The 13,640-nt window shown below is 50.8% G+C and carries 20 protein-coding genes; 14 read left to right on the top strand and 6 right to left on the bottom strand.

Annotated features, from left to right (window positions below; all coding sequences use genetic code 11):
• Positions 1 to 59 precede the first annotated feature (59 nt).
• The 8 genes from rpsM to CNE01S_RS24820 all read left to right on the top strand — a co-directional run bounded on the left by rpsM (position 60) and on the right by CNE01S_RS24820 (position 4,169).
• Entirely contained in the window at positions 60 to 416 is a 357-nt protein-coding gene (gene rpsM / locus CNE01S_RS21245) for a 30S ribosomal protein S13 (protein WP_008457189.1), read from the top strand.
• 16 nt (positions 417 to 432) lie between these two features.
• Entirely contained in the window at positions 433 to 822 is a 390-nt protein-coding gene (gene rpsK / locus CNE01S_RS21240) for a 30S ribosomal protein S11 (protein WP_008457192.1), read from the top strand.
• 34 nt (positions 823 to 856) lie between these two features.
• Positions 857 to 1,477 carry a 30S ribosomal protein S4 gene (gene rpsD, locus CNE01S_RS21235; RefSeq protein ID WP_008457194.1) on the top strand — a complete coding sequence of 207 codons (621 nt, stop codon included), beginning with the start codon at positions 857 to 859 and terminating at the stop codon, positions 1,475 to 1,477.
• 25 nt (positions 1,478 to 1,502) lie between these two features.
• On the top strand, positions 1,503 to 2,492 hold the full coding sequence (locus CNE01S_RS21230; RefSeq protein ID WP_008457196.1) for a DNA-directed RNA polymerase subunit alpha: 990 nt from the start codon (positions 1,503 to 1,505) through the stop codon (positions 2,490 to 2,492).
• 40 nt (positions 2,493 to 2,532) lie between these two features.
• Complete coding sequence (gene rplQ / locus CNE01S_RS21225) at positions 2,533 to 2,919, top strand: 50S ribosomal protein L17 (RefSeq protein WP_008457198.1); 387 nt, start codon at positions 2,533 to 2,535, stop codon at positions 2,917 to 2,919.
• Positions 2,920 to 3,031: 112 nt separating this feature from the next.
• Positions 3,032 to 3,403: a DnaJ family domain-containing protein gene (locus tag CNE01S_RS21220; protein ID WP_061278334.1), complete on the top strand. Its 372-nt coding sequence runs from the start codon at positions 3,032 to 3,034 to the stop codon at positions 3,401 to 3,403.
• On the top strand, positions 3,403 to 3,819 hold the full coding sequence (zntR, locus tag CNE01S_RS21215; RefSeq protein ID WP_061278332.1) for a Zn(2+)-responsive transcriptional regulator: 417 nt from the start codon (positions 3,403 to 3,405) through the stop codon (positions 3,817 to 3,819). The genes CNE01S_RS21220 and zntR overlap by 1 nt, the downstream gene beginning before the upstream one ends.
• 65 nt (positions 3,820 to 3,884) lie before the next feature.
• Positions 3,885 to 4,169: an alternative ribosome-rescue factor A gene (locus tag CNE01S_RS24820; protein WP_072279201.1), complete on the top strand. Its 285-nt coding sequence runs from the start codon at positions 3,885 to 3,887 to the stop codon at positions 4,167 to 4,169.
• Here CNE01S_RS24820 and mscL read toward each other — a convergent pair.
• The 5 genes from mscL to def all read right to left on the bottom strand — a co-directional run bounded on the left by mscL (position 4,105) and on the right by def (position 8,933).
• Positions 4,105 to 4,518, bottom strand: coding sequence for a large-conductance mechanosensitive channel protein MscL (mscL, locus tag CNE01S_RS21210; protein WP_008457207.1), 414 nt, complete (start codon positions 4,516 to 4,518; stop codon positions 4,105 to 4,107). The two genes, CNE01S_RS24820 and mscL, sit on opposite strands and share 65 nt — an antisense overlap.
• 154 nt (positions 4,519 to 4,672) lie before the next feature.
• Positions 4,673 to 6,049 carry a Trk system potassium transporter TrkA gene (gene trkA, locus CNE01S_RS21205; RefSeq protein WP_038478251.1) on the bottom strand — a complete coding sequence of 459 codons (1,377 nt, stop codon included), beginning with the start codon at positions 6,047 to 6,049 and terminating at the stop codon, positions 4,673 to 4,675.
• Positions 6,050 to 6,098: 49 nt separating this feature from the next.
• Positions 6,099 to 7,388, bottom strand: a complete 1,290-nt coding sequence (gene rsmB / locus CNE01S_RS21200) for a 16S rRNA (cytosine(967)-C(5))-methyltransferase RsmB (RefSeq protein WP_061278330.1) — start codon at positions 7,386 to 7,388, stop codon at positions 6,099 to 6,101.
• A 73-nt stretch (positions 7,389 to 7,461) separates the two neighbouring features.
• Positions 7,462 to 8,409 carry a methionyl-tRNA formyltransferase gene (fmt, locus tag CNE01S_RS21195; protein WP_061278328.1) on the bottom strand — a complete coding sequence of 316 codons (948 nt, stop codon included), beginning with the start codon at positions 8,407 to 8,409 and terminating at the stop codon, positions 7,462 to 7,464.
• Between the two features lie 14 nt (positions 8,410 to 8,423).
• On the bottom strand, positions 8,424 to 8,933 hold the full coding sequence (gene def / locus CNE01S_RS21190) for a peptide deformylase (protein WP_038478260.1): 510 nt from the start codon (positions 8,931 to 8,933) through the stop codon (positions 8,424 to 8,426).
• A gap of 128 nt (positions 8,934 to 9,061) precedes the next feature.
• Between def and dprA the strand changes: the two genes are divergently transcribed.
• The 6 genes from dprA to CNE01S_RS21160 are packed head-to-tail and all read left to right on the top strand — an operon-like array spanning position 9,062 to position 12,849.
• Positions 9,062 to 10,186: a DNA-protecting protein DprA gene (gene dprA, locus CNE01S_RS21185; RefSeq protein WP_061278344.1), complete on the top strand. Its 1,125-nt coding sequence runs from the start codon at positions 9,062 to 9,064 to the stop codon at positions 10,184 to 10,186.
• The gene (gene smg, locus CNE01S_RS21180; RefSeq protein ID WP_038478269.1) at positions 10,158 to 10,631 is read left to right on the top strand and encodes a DUF494 family protein Smg; all 474 of its coding nucleotides are present in this window, start codon (positions 10,158 to 10,160) and stop codon (positions 10,629 to 10,631) included. Before dprA ends, smg begins: the two co-directional genes overlap by 29 nt.
• 23 nt (positions 10,632 to 10,654) lie before the next feature.
• Positions 10,655 to 11,209, top strand: coding sequence for a DNA topoisomerase family protein (locus CNE01S_RS21175; RefSeq protein WP_061278326.1), 555 nt, complete (start codon positions 10,655 to 10,657; stop codon positions 11,207 to 11,209).
• Entirely contained in the window at positions 11,202 to 11,774 is a 573-nt protein-coding gene (gene tsaC / locus CNE01S_RS21170) for an L-threonylcarbamoyladenylate synthase type 1 TsaC (protein WP_061278324.1), read from the top strand. The genes CNE01S_RS21175 and tsaC overlap by 8 nt, the downstream gene beginning before the upstream one ends.
• Positions 11,775 to 11,776: 2 nt before the next feature.
• On the top strand, positions 11,777 to 12,595 hold the full coding sequence (gene aroE / locus CNE01S_RS21165; protein ID WP_061278322.1) for a shikimate dehydrogenase: 819 nt from the start codon (positions 11,777 to 11,779) through the stop codon (positions 12,593 to 12,595).
• Positions 12,592 to 12,849: a DUF1488 family protein gene (locus tag CNE01S_RS21160; RefSeq protein ID WP_061278320.1), complete on the top strand. Its 258-nt coding sequence runs from the start codon at positions 12,592 to 12,594 to the stop codon at positions 12,847 to 12,849. The genes aroE and CNE01S_RS21160 overlap by 4 nt, the downstream gene beginning before the upstream one ends.
• Here the strand turns inward: CNE01S_RS21160 and CNE01S_RS21155 are convergent.
• Positions 12,825 to 13,379 (bottom strand): gamma carbonic anhydrase family protein, encoded by a 555-nt coding sequence (locus CNE01S_RS21155; RefSeq protein WP_061278318.1) that lies wholly within the window; start codon positions 13,377 to 13,379, stop codon positions 12,825 to 12,827. The genes CNE01S_RS21160 and CNE01S_RS21155 overlap by 25 nt on opposite strands.
• Positions 13,380 to 13,640: the final 261 nt, after the last annotated feature.

The following is a 13,640-nucleotide window of genomic DNA, read 5'->3' as shown; positions in this document are numbered from 1 at the left end:
GTATCCTGAAAACGGGCTTTTCGGCATGGGACGCATAATCTAAATAGTAGGAGTGCATAGTGGCCCGTATAGCAGGCATTAACATTCCTGATCAAAAACACGCCGTGATCGCGTTAACCTCGATCTACGGTGTCGGCAAGACTCGCTCCAAGGCCATTTGCGCTGCGGCGGGTATCGCTGAAGATGTTAAGATCAGTGAGCTGTCTGAAGAACAAATCGACACGCTGCGTGACGAAGTTGCCAAATTTGTCGTTGAAGGTGATCTGCGCCGTGAAGTGAGCATGAGCATCAAGCGTCTGATGGACCTTGGTTGCTATCGCGGTTTGCGTCATCGTCGTGGTCTGCCAGTGCGCGGTCAGCGTACTAAGACCAACGCACGTACCCGTAAGGGTCCGCGCAAACCGATCAAGAAATAATCGGGGTGATTGAATAATGGCAAAGGCACCAATTCGTGCACGTAAACGTGTAAGAAAAACAGTCTCTGACGGCGTGGCTCATGTCCATGCTTCTTTCAACAACACCATCGTTACTATTACCGATCGTCAGGGTAATGCGTTGGGTTGGGCAACTGCCGGTGGTTCCGGTTTCCGTGGTTCTCGCAAATCCACTCCGTTTGCAGCTCAGGTTGCAGCAGAGCGTTGCGCAGAAGCCGTGAAAGAATACGGTATCAAGAACCTGGAAGTTATGGTTAAGGGTCCTGGCCCAGGCCGCGAATCAACTATTCGTGCTCTGAACGCCGCTGGTTTCCGCATCACTAATATTACTGATGTGACTCCAATCCCTCATAACGGTTGTCGTCCGCCGAAAAAACGTCGCGTATAACGCGTCCGTTTTCTAGGATTGTTGGAGAAAGAAAATGGCAAGATATTTGGGTCCTAAGCTCAAGCTGAGCCGTCGTGAGGGCACCGACTTATTCCTTAAGTCTGGCGTTCGCGCGATCGATACCAAGTGTAAAATTGAACAAGCTCCTGGCCAGCACGGTGCGCGTAAACCGCGTCTGTCTGACTATGGTGTGCAGTTGCGTGAAAAGCAGAAAGTTCGCCGTATCTACGGTGTGCTGGAGCGTCAGTTCCGTAACTATTATAAAGAAGCAGCTCGTCTGAAAGGCAACACCGGTGAAAACCTGTTGGCTCTGCTGGAAGGCCGTCTGGACAACGTTGTTTACCGTATGGGCTTCGGCGCTACTCGTGCAGAAGCACGTCAGTTGGTTAGCCACAAAGCTATCATGGTAAATGGTCGCGTTGTTAACATCGCTTCTTATCAGGTAACTCCGAATGACGTAGTCAGCATCCGTGAGAAAGCCAAAAAGCAATCTCGCGTTAAGGCCGCTCTGGAGCTGGCTGAGCAGCGTGAAAAGCCAACCTGGCTGGAAGTTGATGCTGCCAAGATGGAAGGTGTGTTCAAGCGTAAGCCTGAGCGTACCGATCTGTCTGCGGACATTAACGAACACCTGATCGTCGAGCTTTACTCCAAGTAAGGCTTAGTACCAAAGAGAGGACACAATGCAGGGTTCTGTGACAGAGTTTCTAAAACCACGCCTGGTAGATATCGAGCAAGTGAGTTCGACGCACGCCAAGGTGACCCTTGAGCCGTTAGAGCGTGGCTTTGGCCATACTCTTGGTAACGCACTGCGCCGTATTCTGCTTTCATCGATGCCGGGTTGCGCGGTGACTGAGGTTGAGATTGATGGTGTACTGCACGAGTACAGCACCAAAGAAGGCGTTCAGGAAGATATCCTGGAAATCCTGCTCAACCTGAAAGGGCTGGCGGTAAGAGTTCAAGGTAAAGATGAAGTTATTCTTACCCTGAATAAATCTGGCATTGGCCCTGTGACCGCAGCCGATATCACCCATGATGGTGATGTCGAAATCGTCAAGCCGCAGCATGTGATCTGCCACCTGACCGATGAGAACGCCGCTATTAGCATGCGTATCAAAGTTCAGCGCGGTCGCGGTTATGTGCCGGCTTCTACCCGAATTCATTCGGAAGAAGATGAGCGCCCAATCGGCCGTCTGCTGGTCGACGCCTGCTACAGCCCTGTAGAGCGTATTGCCTACAATGTTGAAGCTGCGCGTGTAGAACAGCGTACCGACCTGGACAAGCTGGTCATCGAAATGGAAACCAACGGCACAATCGATCCTGAAGAGGCGATTCGTCGTGCGGCAACCATTCTGGCAGAACAACTTGAAGCTTTCGTTGACCTACGTGATGTTCGTCAGCCGGAAGTTAAAGAAGAGAAACCAGAATTCGATCCGATCTTGCTGCGCCCTGTTGACGATCTGGAATTGACTGTCCGCTCTGCTAACTGCCTCAAGGCAGAAGCTATCCACTATATCGGTGATCTGGTACAGCGTACCGAGGTTGAGCTACTCAAAACGCCTAACCTGGGTAAAAAATCTCTTACCGAGATTAAAGACGTGCTGGCTTCTCGTGGTTTGTCTCTGGGCATGCGCCTGGAAAACTGGCCACCAGCAAGCATTGCTGACGAGTAACCGGATCACAGGTTAAGGTTTTACTGAGAAGGATAAGGTCATGCGCCATCGTAAGAGTGGTCGTCAACTGAACCGCAACAGCAGCCATCGCCAGGCTATGTTCCGCAACATGGCAGGTTCACTGGTTCGTCATGAGATCATCAAGACGACCCTGCCTAAAGCGAAAGAGCTGCGTCGCGTAGTTGAGCCGCTGATTACTCTTGCCAAGACTGACAGCGTTGCTAATCGTCGTCTGGCATTCGCCCGCACTCGTGATAACGAGATCGTGGCAAAACTGTTTAATGAACTGGGTCCGCGTTTCGCGAGCCGTGCAGGTGGTTACACTCGTATTCTGAAGTGTGGCTTCCGTGCTGGTGACAATGCTCCGATGGCTTACATCGAGCTGGTTGATCGCGCCGAGTCTCAAACAGAAGCTGCTGCAGAGTAATCTGCAGTAACGTAGAAAAACCGGGCTTGCCCGGTTTTTTTATATCCAGAATATCCCCTTCTCTCTCTTTTCCCCGTATTCTTGTGTTACTCCTGACAAATCTGAGGTCGCTATGTGGTTGCTCGATCAATGGGCAGAACGACATATTCTTGATGCGCAGCGAAACGGACAGTTCGAGAGCCTGGCTGGCAGCGGTCAGCCTATACTGCTCGACGATGACAGCCATGTTCCTCCGGAACTCCGTGCCGGATATCGTCTGCTTAAAAATGCAGGTTGTTTGCCGCCGGAGATGCAGCAACGTAAAGATGCGCTTGAGTTGGTTGATCTGCTTAAAACGGTGCATGCTCAGAGCGAGGAATACCAGGCTATCAGCAGAAAGCTCAAGCTTCTTGAGCTCAAGCTTCGTCAGGCAGGCATAAATACAGATTTCTTACGCGGTGAGTATGCCGTAAAACTGATGCAGCAAATTGACGAGGAAAAATGATGTTTCGTATTGGTGAGTTGGCAAAGCTGGCAGATGTGACACCAGATACTATTCGTTATTATGAAAAACAGCAGATGATGGATCATGAGGTGCGAACGGAAGGTGGTTTTCGCCTTTACAGCGACAGCGATCTCCAGCGGCTAAAATTCATCCGCTACGCTAAGCAGCTTGGTTTTACGCTAGAGGCTATCCGGGAACTTTTATCGATCCGTATCGATCCTGAGCATCATACTTGCCAGGAATCTAAAGGGATTGTGCAAAGCCGACTGAGTGAGGTTGAGTCTAAAATCAAAGAATTGCAGAATATGCGGCGTTCGCTGCAGCGGCTGAACGATGCTTGTTGTGGCAGCGCGCACAGCAGCGTTTACTGTTCTATTCTTGAGGCGCTGGAGCAGGGCGCAAGCAGTAAAAAATAGCCGCTTGATCTTCTACAGGCTGAGGCATAGACTCGCGGCGATCGTTTAACCCATCTGGAGTGACTATGAGCACCAAATATCGCCATCAAAAAGGGCAAATTAAAGATAATGCCATTGAGGCACTATTACACGACCCACTGTTCAGGCAAAGAGTTGAGAAGAATAAAAAAGGGAAAGGCAGTTATCAGAGAAATGAGAAACATGGTAAGAGGAGTAACTGGGAGGCCAGTGGCAAACAAGCAATTCGCTTTTTTACCACTGGCCTTCTGGTTTTAATAACCAGTATTAATTCCGTTGGTTCTGCTCTTTCAGCAGGTCGCGAATTTCGCTCAGCAGAACTTCCTCTTTAGACGGTGCCGGAGGTGCAGCTGGTTCTTCCGCTTTCTTACGATTCAGTTTATTGATCACTTTGATGGCCATGAAGATAGCAAACGCGACAATCACGAAGTCAAAAATATTCTGAATAAATACGCCGTAGTGCATGACTACCGCAGGTACATCACCCTGAGCATCGCGCAATGTTAAAGCAAACTGTTTGAAATCAACGCCACCAATCAGCAAACCCAGTGGCGGCATAATAATATCCGCTACCAGTGAGGAAACAATCTTCCCGAATGCTGCACCAATAATCACACCCACTGCCAAATCAACAACGTTCCCGCGCATCGCGAATTCGCGAAACTCTTTTAAAATACTCATTTATCTCTCCTTGTGCCGGCTGACAGTAATAATTCTAACAAAGGTTGTCTTAATTTCCATTGCTACAGGAAATAAGAATTTTTTGTTAATTCCGTAATTTTAAAATGGTTTTAGTATGAAGAAACAGGACAGAAATATTTCTGCCCTGTTGAGTTTAGAGGAAGAACGGACTTGGTTGGAACAGACGTTCGACATCACTGACAAATTTCTTGTCCGTTAAGAACATAATAACGTGATCGCCCTGTTCTATACGAAGGTTGTCGTTGGCAATCATTACATCATTACCACGTACAACTGCACCAATGATCGTTCCTGGCGGTAGTTTAATCTCATCGATGACTCGTCCCACAACGCGGGAGGTGCTTTCATCTCCATGAGCTACGGCCTCGATGGCTTCCGCAACGCCGCGGCGAAGAGATGAAACGCCAACAATATCCGCTTTGCGCACATGCCCGAGTAGAGCAGAAATTGTTGCCTGCTGAGGTGAAATCGCAATATCAATCACGCTACCCTGCACTAAATCGACATAGGCATTACGCTGAATGAGCACCATGACTTTTTTGGCCCCCATTCGCTTAGCCAGCATGGCCGACATTATGTTGGCTTCATCATCGTTGGTGACTGCAATAAAGAGATCAACCTGATCGATGTGCTCCTCTGCCAGCAATTCCTGATCTGAAGCATCGCCATAAAATACGATGGTGTTTTGCAGCATTTCTGCAAGTTCAGAAGCTCGTTGCTGATCGCGTTCGATCAGTTTTACGCTGTAATCTTTCTCGAGGCGGTGCGCTAAACCTGCGCCAATATTGCCGCCGCCCACCAGCATTATGCGCTTGTAAGGTTTTTCGAGACGCTGAAGCTCGCTCATTACCGCGCGGATATTTTGCGAAGCGGCGATAAAGAAGACCTCATCGCCGGCTTCAACAATGGTTGAACCCTGTGGGCGAATAGGGCGGTCGTGACGGAAAATGGCCGCGACCCGAGTATCGATGTGTGGCATATGTTCGCGCATGGTGGAAAGTGCATTACCCACCAGTGGGCCGCCATAGTAAGCTTTTACCACGGCCAGGCTGACTTTCCCTTCGGCAAAATTCACTACCTGAAGTGCACCCGGGTACTCAATCAGGCGGTAAATATTGTCGATAACCAATTGCTCTGGAGCAATCAGGTGATCGATGGGGACGGCTTCTGCATTGAAAAGCTTTTCTGCATCGCGAACATAGTCGGGGGCTCGAATGCGGGCGATCCTATTGGGTGTATTAAACAGCGAATAGGCGACCTGGCATGCGATCATATTCGTTTCGTCAGAGCTTGTGACCGCAACCAGCATATCCGCGTCATCGGCTCCTGCTTCACGCAGTACGCGTGGATGAGAACCGTGGCCCTGGACTACGCGTAGGTCGAACTTATCCTGCAGGATGCGCAGACGAGCCTGGTTAGTGTCGACGACGGTAATATCGTTATTTTCACCGACCAGATTTTCCGCCAGAGTGCCACCGACCTGGCCCGCACCCAGAATGATTATTTTCATCGTTTATCGCTTCACGAGTGATGAAACTTATGACTCACCCTGTAGGGAGTCAGCTCTTAATTAGCTTAGCGTAATAGAAGCCGTCGCCGTCGTCTGCCGCAGGGAGATTTTGAATGCCCGGCGTCTTCTCGTCACCGGTTTCCACCAGTTTGGCATCGGCGTGGCGCGCCAGAAAAGCACTCACCTGATCTTTATTCTCGTCAGGCAGAATAGAACAGGTGGCATAGACAAGCGTACCGCCGGATTTAAGGTGAGGCCAGGTAGCATCCAGAATCTCTTTTTGCAGGGTGACGAGCTCCGCGATATCTCTGTCGCGACGCAGCCACTTGATGTCGGGATGGCGGCGAATGACGCCAGTTGCCGAGCACGGTGCGTCAAGCAGAATGCGGTCAAACTTAGTTTCCCCACACCATTGTGCAGGGAAACGGCCATCTCCCTGTTTCACTTCTGCTTTCATGCCAAGGCGTTCAAGATTTTCATGCACGCGTTTCAGGCGCTGAGCATCAACGTCGACAGCCATGACTTTTGCGTTCGGTGCAGCTTCCAGAACATGTGTCGTCTTGCCACCGGGGGCGGCGCAAAGATCCAGTATGGTATCGCCGTTTTGCGGATCTAAAAGATCGACGCTGCCCTGCGCCGAAGCATCCTGAACCGTCACCCAGCCTTGTTCAAATCCTGGTAAAGCCTGGACGGGGGCGGGTGAGTCAAGGCGAACAGCATCCCGGTATTTGGGATGCACATGCCCTTCCAGACCTGCCTCAGCCAGCAAATCCATCCATGCTTCACGAGTATGGTGCTGGCGATTAACGCGCAGCCACATAGGAGGACGCTGGTTATTAGCATCGACAATCGATTCCCAGCGGTCCGGGTACGCTTTTTTCAAGCGCTGCAGCAGCCAGGTCGGGTGTAGAAAACGGCTTTCATGCTTAGCAGCCTCAGCCATCAGGCTTTCTTGCTGGCGTTGGTATTGACGTAGTACGCCATTGATTAAGCCTTTAAAAGCCTGGCGTTTGATGGCGATGGCGCCCTCAACGGTTTCAGCCAGCGCGGCATGCGCAGGAATACGGGTATACAGAAGCTGATAGATACCGACCATAATTAAGTAATGGATCGTACGCTGCTTTCCGGTCATCGGGCGGGACATCAGTTTTCCAACCAACCAGTCCAGTTGCGGAAGAGTACGCAGCACGCCAAAGCACAGCTCCTGCAGCAGGGCTCTGTCTTTATCAGACACTTTCTGCTGTACCGCAGGCAGTACATTACTTAATGATTGTCCTTGCTCGACAACTTGTTCAATAGTTTGGGCAGCCAGGCTGCGAAGATTTAGTGTTTTTTTCATTATCGTGCTCTGGTTTTTCCAGCGCTATAAACAAAAATGCCCAGGTTACCCCGGGCGTATAGGTGCGGTTTTATCAGGCGAGGACTGTACCAGGTTCAAACCATTCACGGCGTGAATTCAGGAGATCCTGTGCTTTCATGGCTTTTTTACCGGCAGGCTGCAGTTCTTCAAGATTCAGAATGCCGTCAGCGGTCGCGACCTGAATGCCTTGTTTACTGGCGGCAACAATGGTGCCGGGCACCGAGTTTGCCTGAGTGCTGATGACCGAAGCACGCCAGACTTTCAGTGGCTGCCCGTCAATCTCCAGCCAGCTCATTGGCCACGGATTAAAGGCGCGAATGCAGCGTTCCAATTGAGCAGCGGAAAGATTCCAGTTGATGCGTGCTTCTTCCTTGCTGAGCTTCTCAGCATAGGTCACCAGCGCTTCATCCTGCACTTCTGGTTTAGCTGTTCCGTGGGCTAACTGTTGAAGCGTGTCCAGAAGACCTTTTGGACCAAGCCCTGCCAGCTTATCGTACAGCGTACCGCTGGTATCTTCTGCTTCAATCGGGCAGGACAGCTTATAAAGCATATCGCCGGTATCGAGGCCGATATCCATTTGCATGATCGTGACGCCAGTTTCTGCGTCGCCAGCCCATAAAGAACGCTGGATTGGTGCGGCACCACGCCAGCGTGGCAGTAGCGAACCATGTACGTTCACGCAGCCCAGGCGAGGCATATCAAGCACCGCCTGCGGTAAAATCAGGCCGTAGGCAACCACAACCATCACATCGGCATTGAGATCGGAGACAAGCTGCTGATTTTCCGCCTTGCGAAGCGTAGCGGGTTGAAAGACAGGAATGCCTCTCTCTTCAGCCAACACTTTTACCGGGCCTGGCATAAGTTTTTTACCACGCCCTGCCGGGCGGTCTGGTTGAGTAAATACGCCTACAACCTGGTGCTGAGAAGACAACAGCGCGTCAAGATGACGCGCTGCAAAATCGGGGGTTCCGGCGAAAATAATACGCAGAGAATCTGACACGTTGCTTGTTGTCCTTAAGCTTTCGCTTTCAAACGGTCGAGTTTTTCAACTTTCTGACGAATACGTTGCTGTTTCAGCGGCGACAGATAATCGATAAACAGTTTACCAACCAGGTGATCCATTTCATGCTGGATACAAATAGCCAGCAGACCGTCTGCTTCCAGTTCAAAAGTTTTACCTTCACGGTCCAGCGCACGAATTTTCACTTTCTCCGCGCGTGGCACCAGTGCTCGCTGTTCCGGAATAGACAGGCAGCCTTCTTCGATGCCGGTCTCGCCGCTTTTTTCCAGCAGTTCTGGGTTAATCAGCACCAGCTGCTCGTCACGGTTTTCAGAAACATCAATCACGATGATGCGCTGATGAATATCAACCTGCGTAGCGGCCAGGCCAATACCTTCTTCGTCATACATTGTTTCGAACATATCATCGACGATGCGCTGAATGTCCGCATTCACTTTTTCGACCGGTTTAGCGACTTTGCGAAGGCGCTCGTCGGGAATATGTAATACTTGCAAAACTGCCATAAATATCCAGAGCTGTGTTCAGTAGTAGAAAGGATTATTACCTCTATTCTAGACATTTCCCCGGCTGATTGACAGCATCAGTGACCAATCGCAAGGATTGCTTTTATGGCCTGTGGCAGGAGGAAATGGTGCTGCGAACGGAGATTTGGTTACGTCTTATGGCTGTTAAAGGACTTAGCGGTGATAAGTTCCTAAAAATAGCCCACTTCCTTGAGCAATGCCCTGGGGCAGAAAGGGAGTGTCTGCTCGCGGCGGGGTTAAACGCCCGAGAATGTGTATTATTTACTGCATTTGATGAGCGGCAGCTTGAAGCCAGCCTTCTTTGGCTCGATAAGCCAAATCACCATCTGCTGACGACAGAAGACGTTCTCTATCCTGAGCAGCTCAGGGCCATAAATGATTATCCTGCCGCTCTTTTTGTGGCCGGCGAACCTTCACTACTCAGCCAGAACCAGCTTGCGGTTGTCGGTAGCCGTAATCTGTCAGATTACGGTGAGCGCAATTGTCGACAGTTTTGCAAGGAACTTGCTCAGGCAGGGCTGGTGATAACCAGTGGTCTGGCTTTGGGAATTGACGGTGTTGCTCATCGAGCTGCCTTGAGTGTACAAGGTAAAACAATTGCCGTGTTGGGCAATGGCTTAAGCAGCGTGCATCCTAAGCGCCATTTGATGTTGGCCAGGCAAATTGTGGAGAAGGGGGGGGCTGTCGTTTCTGAATTTCCTCTTTCCTGCACGCCCTGGCCCTCGAATTTCCCGTGGCGTAACCGTGTCATCAGCGGATTAAGTCGGGCTGTCTTTGTGGTGGAAGCCGGGGAGCGAAGCGGATCTCTGGTTACCGCTCGTTATGCCGTTGAGCAGGGAAGAGAGGTGTTTGCCTTGCCAGGAATGGTTGCCAGCCCGGGTAGTGAAGGCCCACATTGGCTGATTCAGCAGGGTGCAAATCTGGCCCGAAGTCCACAGGATATCCTCGATTATCTGTCCTCTGAACTGCACTGGCTCCCCGCTTCGCACAATGTGTCAATATATTCGCCAAATCAACAAGACGGTGCATTGCCATTTCCCCATCTGTTGGCTAACGTAGGAGATGAGGTTACACCTGTTGACGTCGTCGCTGAACGTGCCGGCCAACCTGTGCCAGAGACGGTAGCTCAGCTACTCGAACTGGAGTTAGCAGGATGGATCGCAGCTGTACCCGGCGGCTATGTCCGATTGAGGAGGGCATGCCATGTTCGACGTACTAATGTACTTATTTGAAACCTACATCCACAGCGAAGCAGAAATGCGCGTTGACCAGGATAAGCTGACGAGCGATCTCACCGACGCTGGTTTTGATCGTGAGGACATTTTTAACGCCTTAGTGTGGCTTGAAAAGCTGGCTGACTATCAGGAAGGTTTGACCGAGCCGATGCAGCTTGCTGCTGATCCTCTCTCCATGCGTATTTTCACCGCAGAAGAGAGCCAGCGGCTCGATGCGGACTGCCGGGGCTTTTTACTGTTCCTTGAGCAGATTCAGGTGCTAAATCTCGAAACCCGTGAAATGGTTATTGAGCGCGTGCTGGCGCTGGATACCGCAGAATTCGAACTGGAAGATCTGAAGTGGGTTGTGCTGATGGTGTTGTTCAATATTCCGGGTTGTGAAAACGCCTACCAGCAAATGGAAGAATTACTCTTCGAGGCAAATGAAGGTATGCTGCACTAAATTGAGTTGCAGCATGAGATGTTATGGCCAAGTCAGCACTGTTCTCGGTGCCCAAAAATGAACCCTGCCCCCAATGCGGGGCAGAGTTAACAATACGTTCCGGCAAACACGGCCCATTTTTGGGCTGTTCCCACTACCCGGAATGTGATTATGTTCGCCCGCTAAAAAGCCAGGCCGATGGCCATATCGTTAAAGTGCTTGATGGTCAGCAGTGCCCGGTTTGTCAGGCCACGCTCGTCTTACGTCAGGGGCGTTTTGGCATGTTTATCGGCTGCAGCAACTATCCTGAATGCGAACACACTGAAATCATTGATAAACCCGATGAAACGGCAATAGCGTGCCCTCAGTGCCAGAAAGGGCAACTGGTTCAGCGTCGTTCGCGCTACGGCAAAACTTTCTGGTCCTGCAACAGCTATCCGGATTGTCAGTTTGTCATTAATTTTAAACCGGTAGCGGGCATCTGTTCTGAATGTCAGTATCCGCTGCTTATTGAAAAGAAAACGGCCCAGGGCGTGAAAAGCTTCTGTGCCAATAAACAATGTGGAAAGCCGGTAACGGTGGAACAAGCCAGTGAATAATAACCTGCCTGAAGGCCAGCTCGCGCAGATCGTAGCGGCCCTGAAAGAACAACAAGTCATCGCTTACCCAACCGAAGCCGTATTTGGCGTCGGTTGTGATCCCGACAGTGAGCTCGCGGTTACCCGTCTGTTAGAACTGAAACAGCGTCCGGTAGAAAAGGGACTTATCCTCATTGCGGCTGATTTTGAACAACTGAAACCTTATATTGACGTCGCTGCACTGAGCGAAGATCAGCTTTCCTCGGTGTTCGCCAATTGGCCTGGGCCCGTTACGTTTGTTTTCCCTGCTTTGCCTTCCACACCAAAATGGTTGACCGGGCGTTTTGATTCTCTGGCGGTGCGTGTAACCAATCACCCGCTAGTGAAAGATTTGTGCCTTGCCTACGGTAAACCGCTGGTGTCGACCAGTGCGAACCTTACAGGTCTGCCCCCGTGCCGCACTGCGCAAGAAGTCCAGCAGCAGTTTGGTGAGAGCTTCCCGGTGCTTATGGGAGACACCGGTGGGCGACTGAATCCTTCAGAGATCCGCGATGCCTTAACAGGCGAACTCTTCCGTCAGGGGTAATTATGGAAACCTTCGCCGTCTTCGGGAACCCTATTCAACACAGTAAGTCTCCTCTTATTCATCGCCTTTTCGCCGAGCAAACAGGCATTGAGCATCCTTATGGACGTGTGCTTGCTCCGCTGGATGAGTTTGTTGCAACGCTGGACGCTTTCTTTAATAAAGGCGGAAAGGGCGCCAACGTAACCGTACCTTTTAAAGAGCAGGCTTTTGCCCGTGCAGACGAATTAACAGAGCGCGCTGGGCTTGCCGGGGCTGTCAATACGCTCAAGCACCTGGAAGATGGGCGTTTGCTTGGAGACAATACCGACGGTATTGGCTTGTTGAGCGATCTTGAACGTTTGAAACTGATCAAACCTGGCGCTCGTATTCTGCTGGTGGGCGCCGGCGGTGCCGCGCGTGGCGTACTGCTGCCTTTGTTATCATTGGACTGTGCGGTCACTATAACCAACCGGACGTTTGCAAAGGCAGAAGAGCTTGCCACTCTCTTTAGTCATACGGGCAGCGTTAATGCCGTCGCAATGGATAAGCTCGAAGGGCATGAGTTTGATTTGCTGATCAATGCCACGTCCAGCGGGATTGGCGGCGAAATTCCTGCGTTGCCGGTTTCTCTCCTTTCGCACCGCGTAAGCTGCTATGACATGTTTTACCAGAAAGGGTTAACACCCTTCTTGAGCTGGGCCACAAGGCACGGTGTAGTGTATTACGCAGATGGCCTTGGCATGCTGGTGGGCCAGGCTGCTCACGCTTTTATGCTCTGGCATGGCGTTATGCCGGATGTTGCGCCAGTCATTGAGGTGTTGAAAAGAGAAATGACGGCGTGAACCAAGCCATTCAGTTTCCGGATCGTGAAGTCTGGGATGAAGAACGCCAGGCCGTCTGCTTTCCGGCGCTGGTTAATGGCTTTCAGATGAGCTGTGCTATGACCTCGAAGGCAATTGCCGCTCGCTTTGGTGGCAATTGCGCAGAAGAGTGGCTCACATTATTCCGGGAGCATCGCTGGGATATTGAAGAAGAAGTCGAAAGTCTTATCGAGGATGATCGAGAAGACGATCAGGGATGGTACTGGCTGTCCTGAGCCAGATACTCATCTTTCCAGCGAACATAGTTGTTAGCGGAGTAGGTCAAACCGGCCAGCTCTGCTTCAGTCAGGCGGCGAATCTGTTTCACCGGGCTGCCTAAATAGAGAAAGCCACTTTCCAGACGTTTGTTTTGTGGTACCAGGCTACCGGCGCCAATCATCACATCATCTTCTACTACTACACCGTCTAATAGAATCGACCCCATTCCGACTAAGACGCGATTACCGATCGTGCAGCCGTGCAGCATAACCTTATGGCCCACCGTCACATCTTCGCCAACGATCAGAGGGTTCCCTTCGGGCTTATAAGAAGACTTATGGGTAACATGAAGTACGCTTCCATCCTGAATGTTGGTACGTGCGCCAATCGTCACGGTGTTTACGTCCCCGCGAATGGCGACTAACGGCCAGATACTGACATCGTCAGCCAGTTTTACATCACCGATCGCCACGCTGGTGGGATCAACCATGACTCGTTCGCCTAATTTTGGGAACGTTTTTTGAAAAGCACGCAGTACCGCAGACATAAACACCTCAGGTAGATTCATTGCATGAATAGACTGTGGCCGCTTTATTGAGCAATGGCAAGGGAGTAAAGGGCCTGAAAGAGAGCAGATCGAACAGGATCTCAGCGAAAAGAGTGAAAACTAAACATTCAGAAAAAAAGATCGAAAAAGTACTTGTGCTAAAAAGTGGGATCCCTATAATGCGCCTCCATCGAGACGGCACAGTGAATCACTTCACAAAATGGCCGATTCGATAAAGAGAAAAAATCCTGAAAATCGGGG

The sequence above is a fragment of the Cedecea neteri NBRC 105707 = ATCC 33855 genome (genome assembly GCF_001571265.1).
Lineage (GTDB): Bacteria > Pseudomonadota > Gammaproteobacteria > Enterobacterales > Enterobacteriaceae > Cedecea > Cedecea neteri.
This window is presented reverse-complemented; position numbering and strand designations above follow the sequence as displayed.

Excerpts from the sequence above, each read along its gene's own strand:
- rpsK (WP_008457192.1), top strand. The coding sequence starts at position 433 with ATGGCAAAGGCACCAATTCGTGCACGTAAACGTGTAAGAAAAACAGTC.
- rpsD (WP_008457194.1), top strand. The coding sequence starts at position 857 with ATGGCAAGATATTTGGGTCCTAAGCTCAAGCTGAGCCGTCGTGAGGGC.
- CNE01S_RS21230 (WP_008457196.1), top strand. The coding sequence starts at position 1,503 with ATGCAGGGTTCTGTGACAGAGTTTCTAAAACCACGCCTGGTAGATATC.
- rplQ (WP_008457198.1), top strand. The coding sequence starts at position 2,533 with ATGCGCCATCGTAAGAGTGGTCGTCAACTGAACCGCAACAGCAGCCAT.
- CNE01S_RS21220 (WP_061278334.1), top strand. The coding sequence starts at position 3,032 with ATGTGGTTGCTCGATCAATGGGCAGAACGACATATTCTTGATGCGCAG.
- zntR (WP_061278332.1), top strand. The coding sequence starts at position 3,403 with ATGTTTCGTATTGGTGAGTTGGCAAAGCTGGCAGATGTGACACCAGAT.
- CNE01S_RS24820 (WP_072279201.1), top strand. The coding sequence starts at position 3,885 with ATGAGCACCAAATATCGCCATCAAAAAGGGCAAATTAAAGATAATGCC.
- mscL (WP_008457207.1), bottom strand. The coding sequence starts at position 4,518 with ATGAGTATTTTAAAAGAGTTTCGCGAATTCGCGATGCGCGGGAACGTT.
- trkA (WP_038478251.1), bottom strand. The coding sequence starts at position 6,049 with ATGAAAATAATCATTCTGGGTGCGGGCCAGGTCGGTGGCACTCTGGCG.
- rsmB (WP_061278330.1), bottom strand. The coding sequence starts at position 7,388 with ATGAAAAAAACACTAAATCTTCGCAGCCTGGCTGCCCAAACTATTGAA.
- def (WP_038478260.1), bottom strand. The coding sequence starts at position 8,933 with ATGGCAGTTTTGCAAGTATTACATATTCCCGACGAGCGCCTTCGCAAA.
- smg (WP_038478269.1), top strand. The coding sequence starts at position 10,158 with ATGTTCGACGTACTAATGTACTTATTTGAAACCTACATCCACAGCGAA.
- CNE01S_RS21175 (WP_061278326.1), top strand. The coding sequence starts at position 10,655 with ATGGCCAAGTCAGCACTGTTCTCGGTGCCCAAAAATGAACCCTGCCCC.
- aroE (WP_061278322.1), top strand. The coding sequence starts at position 11,777 with ATGGAAACCTTCGCCGTCTTCGGGAACCCTATTCAACACAGTAAGTCT.
- CNE01S_RS21155 (WP_061278318.1), bottom strand. The coding sequence starts at position 13,379 with ATGTCTGCGGTACTGCGTGCTTTTCAAAAAACGTTCCCAAAATTAGGC.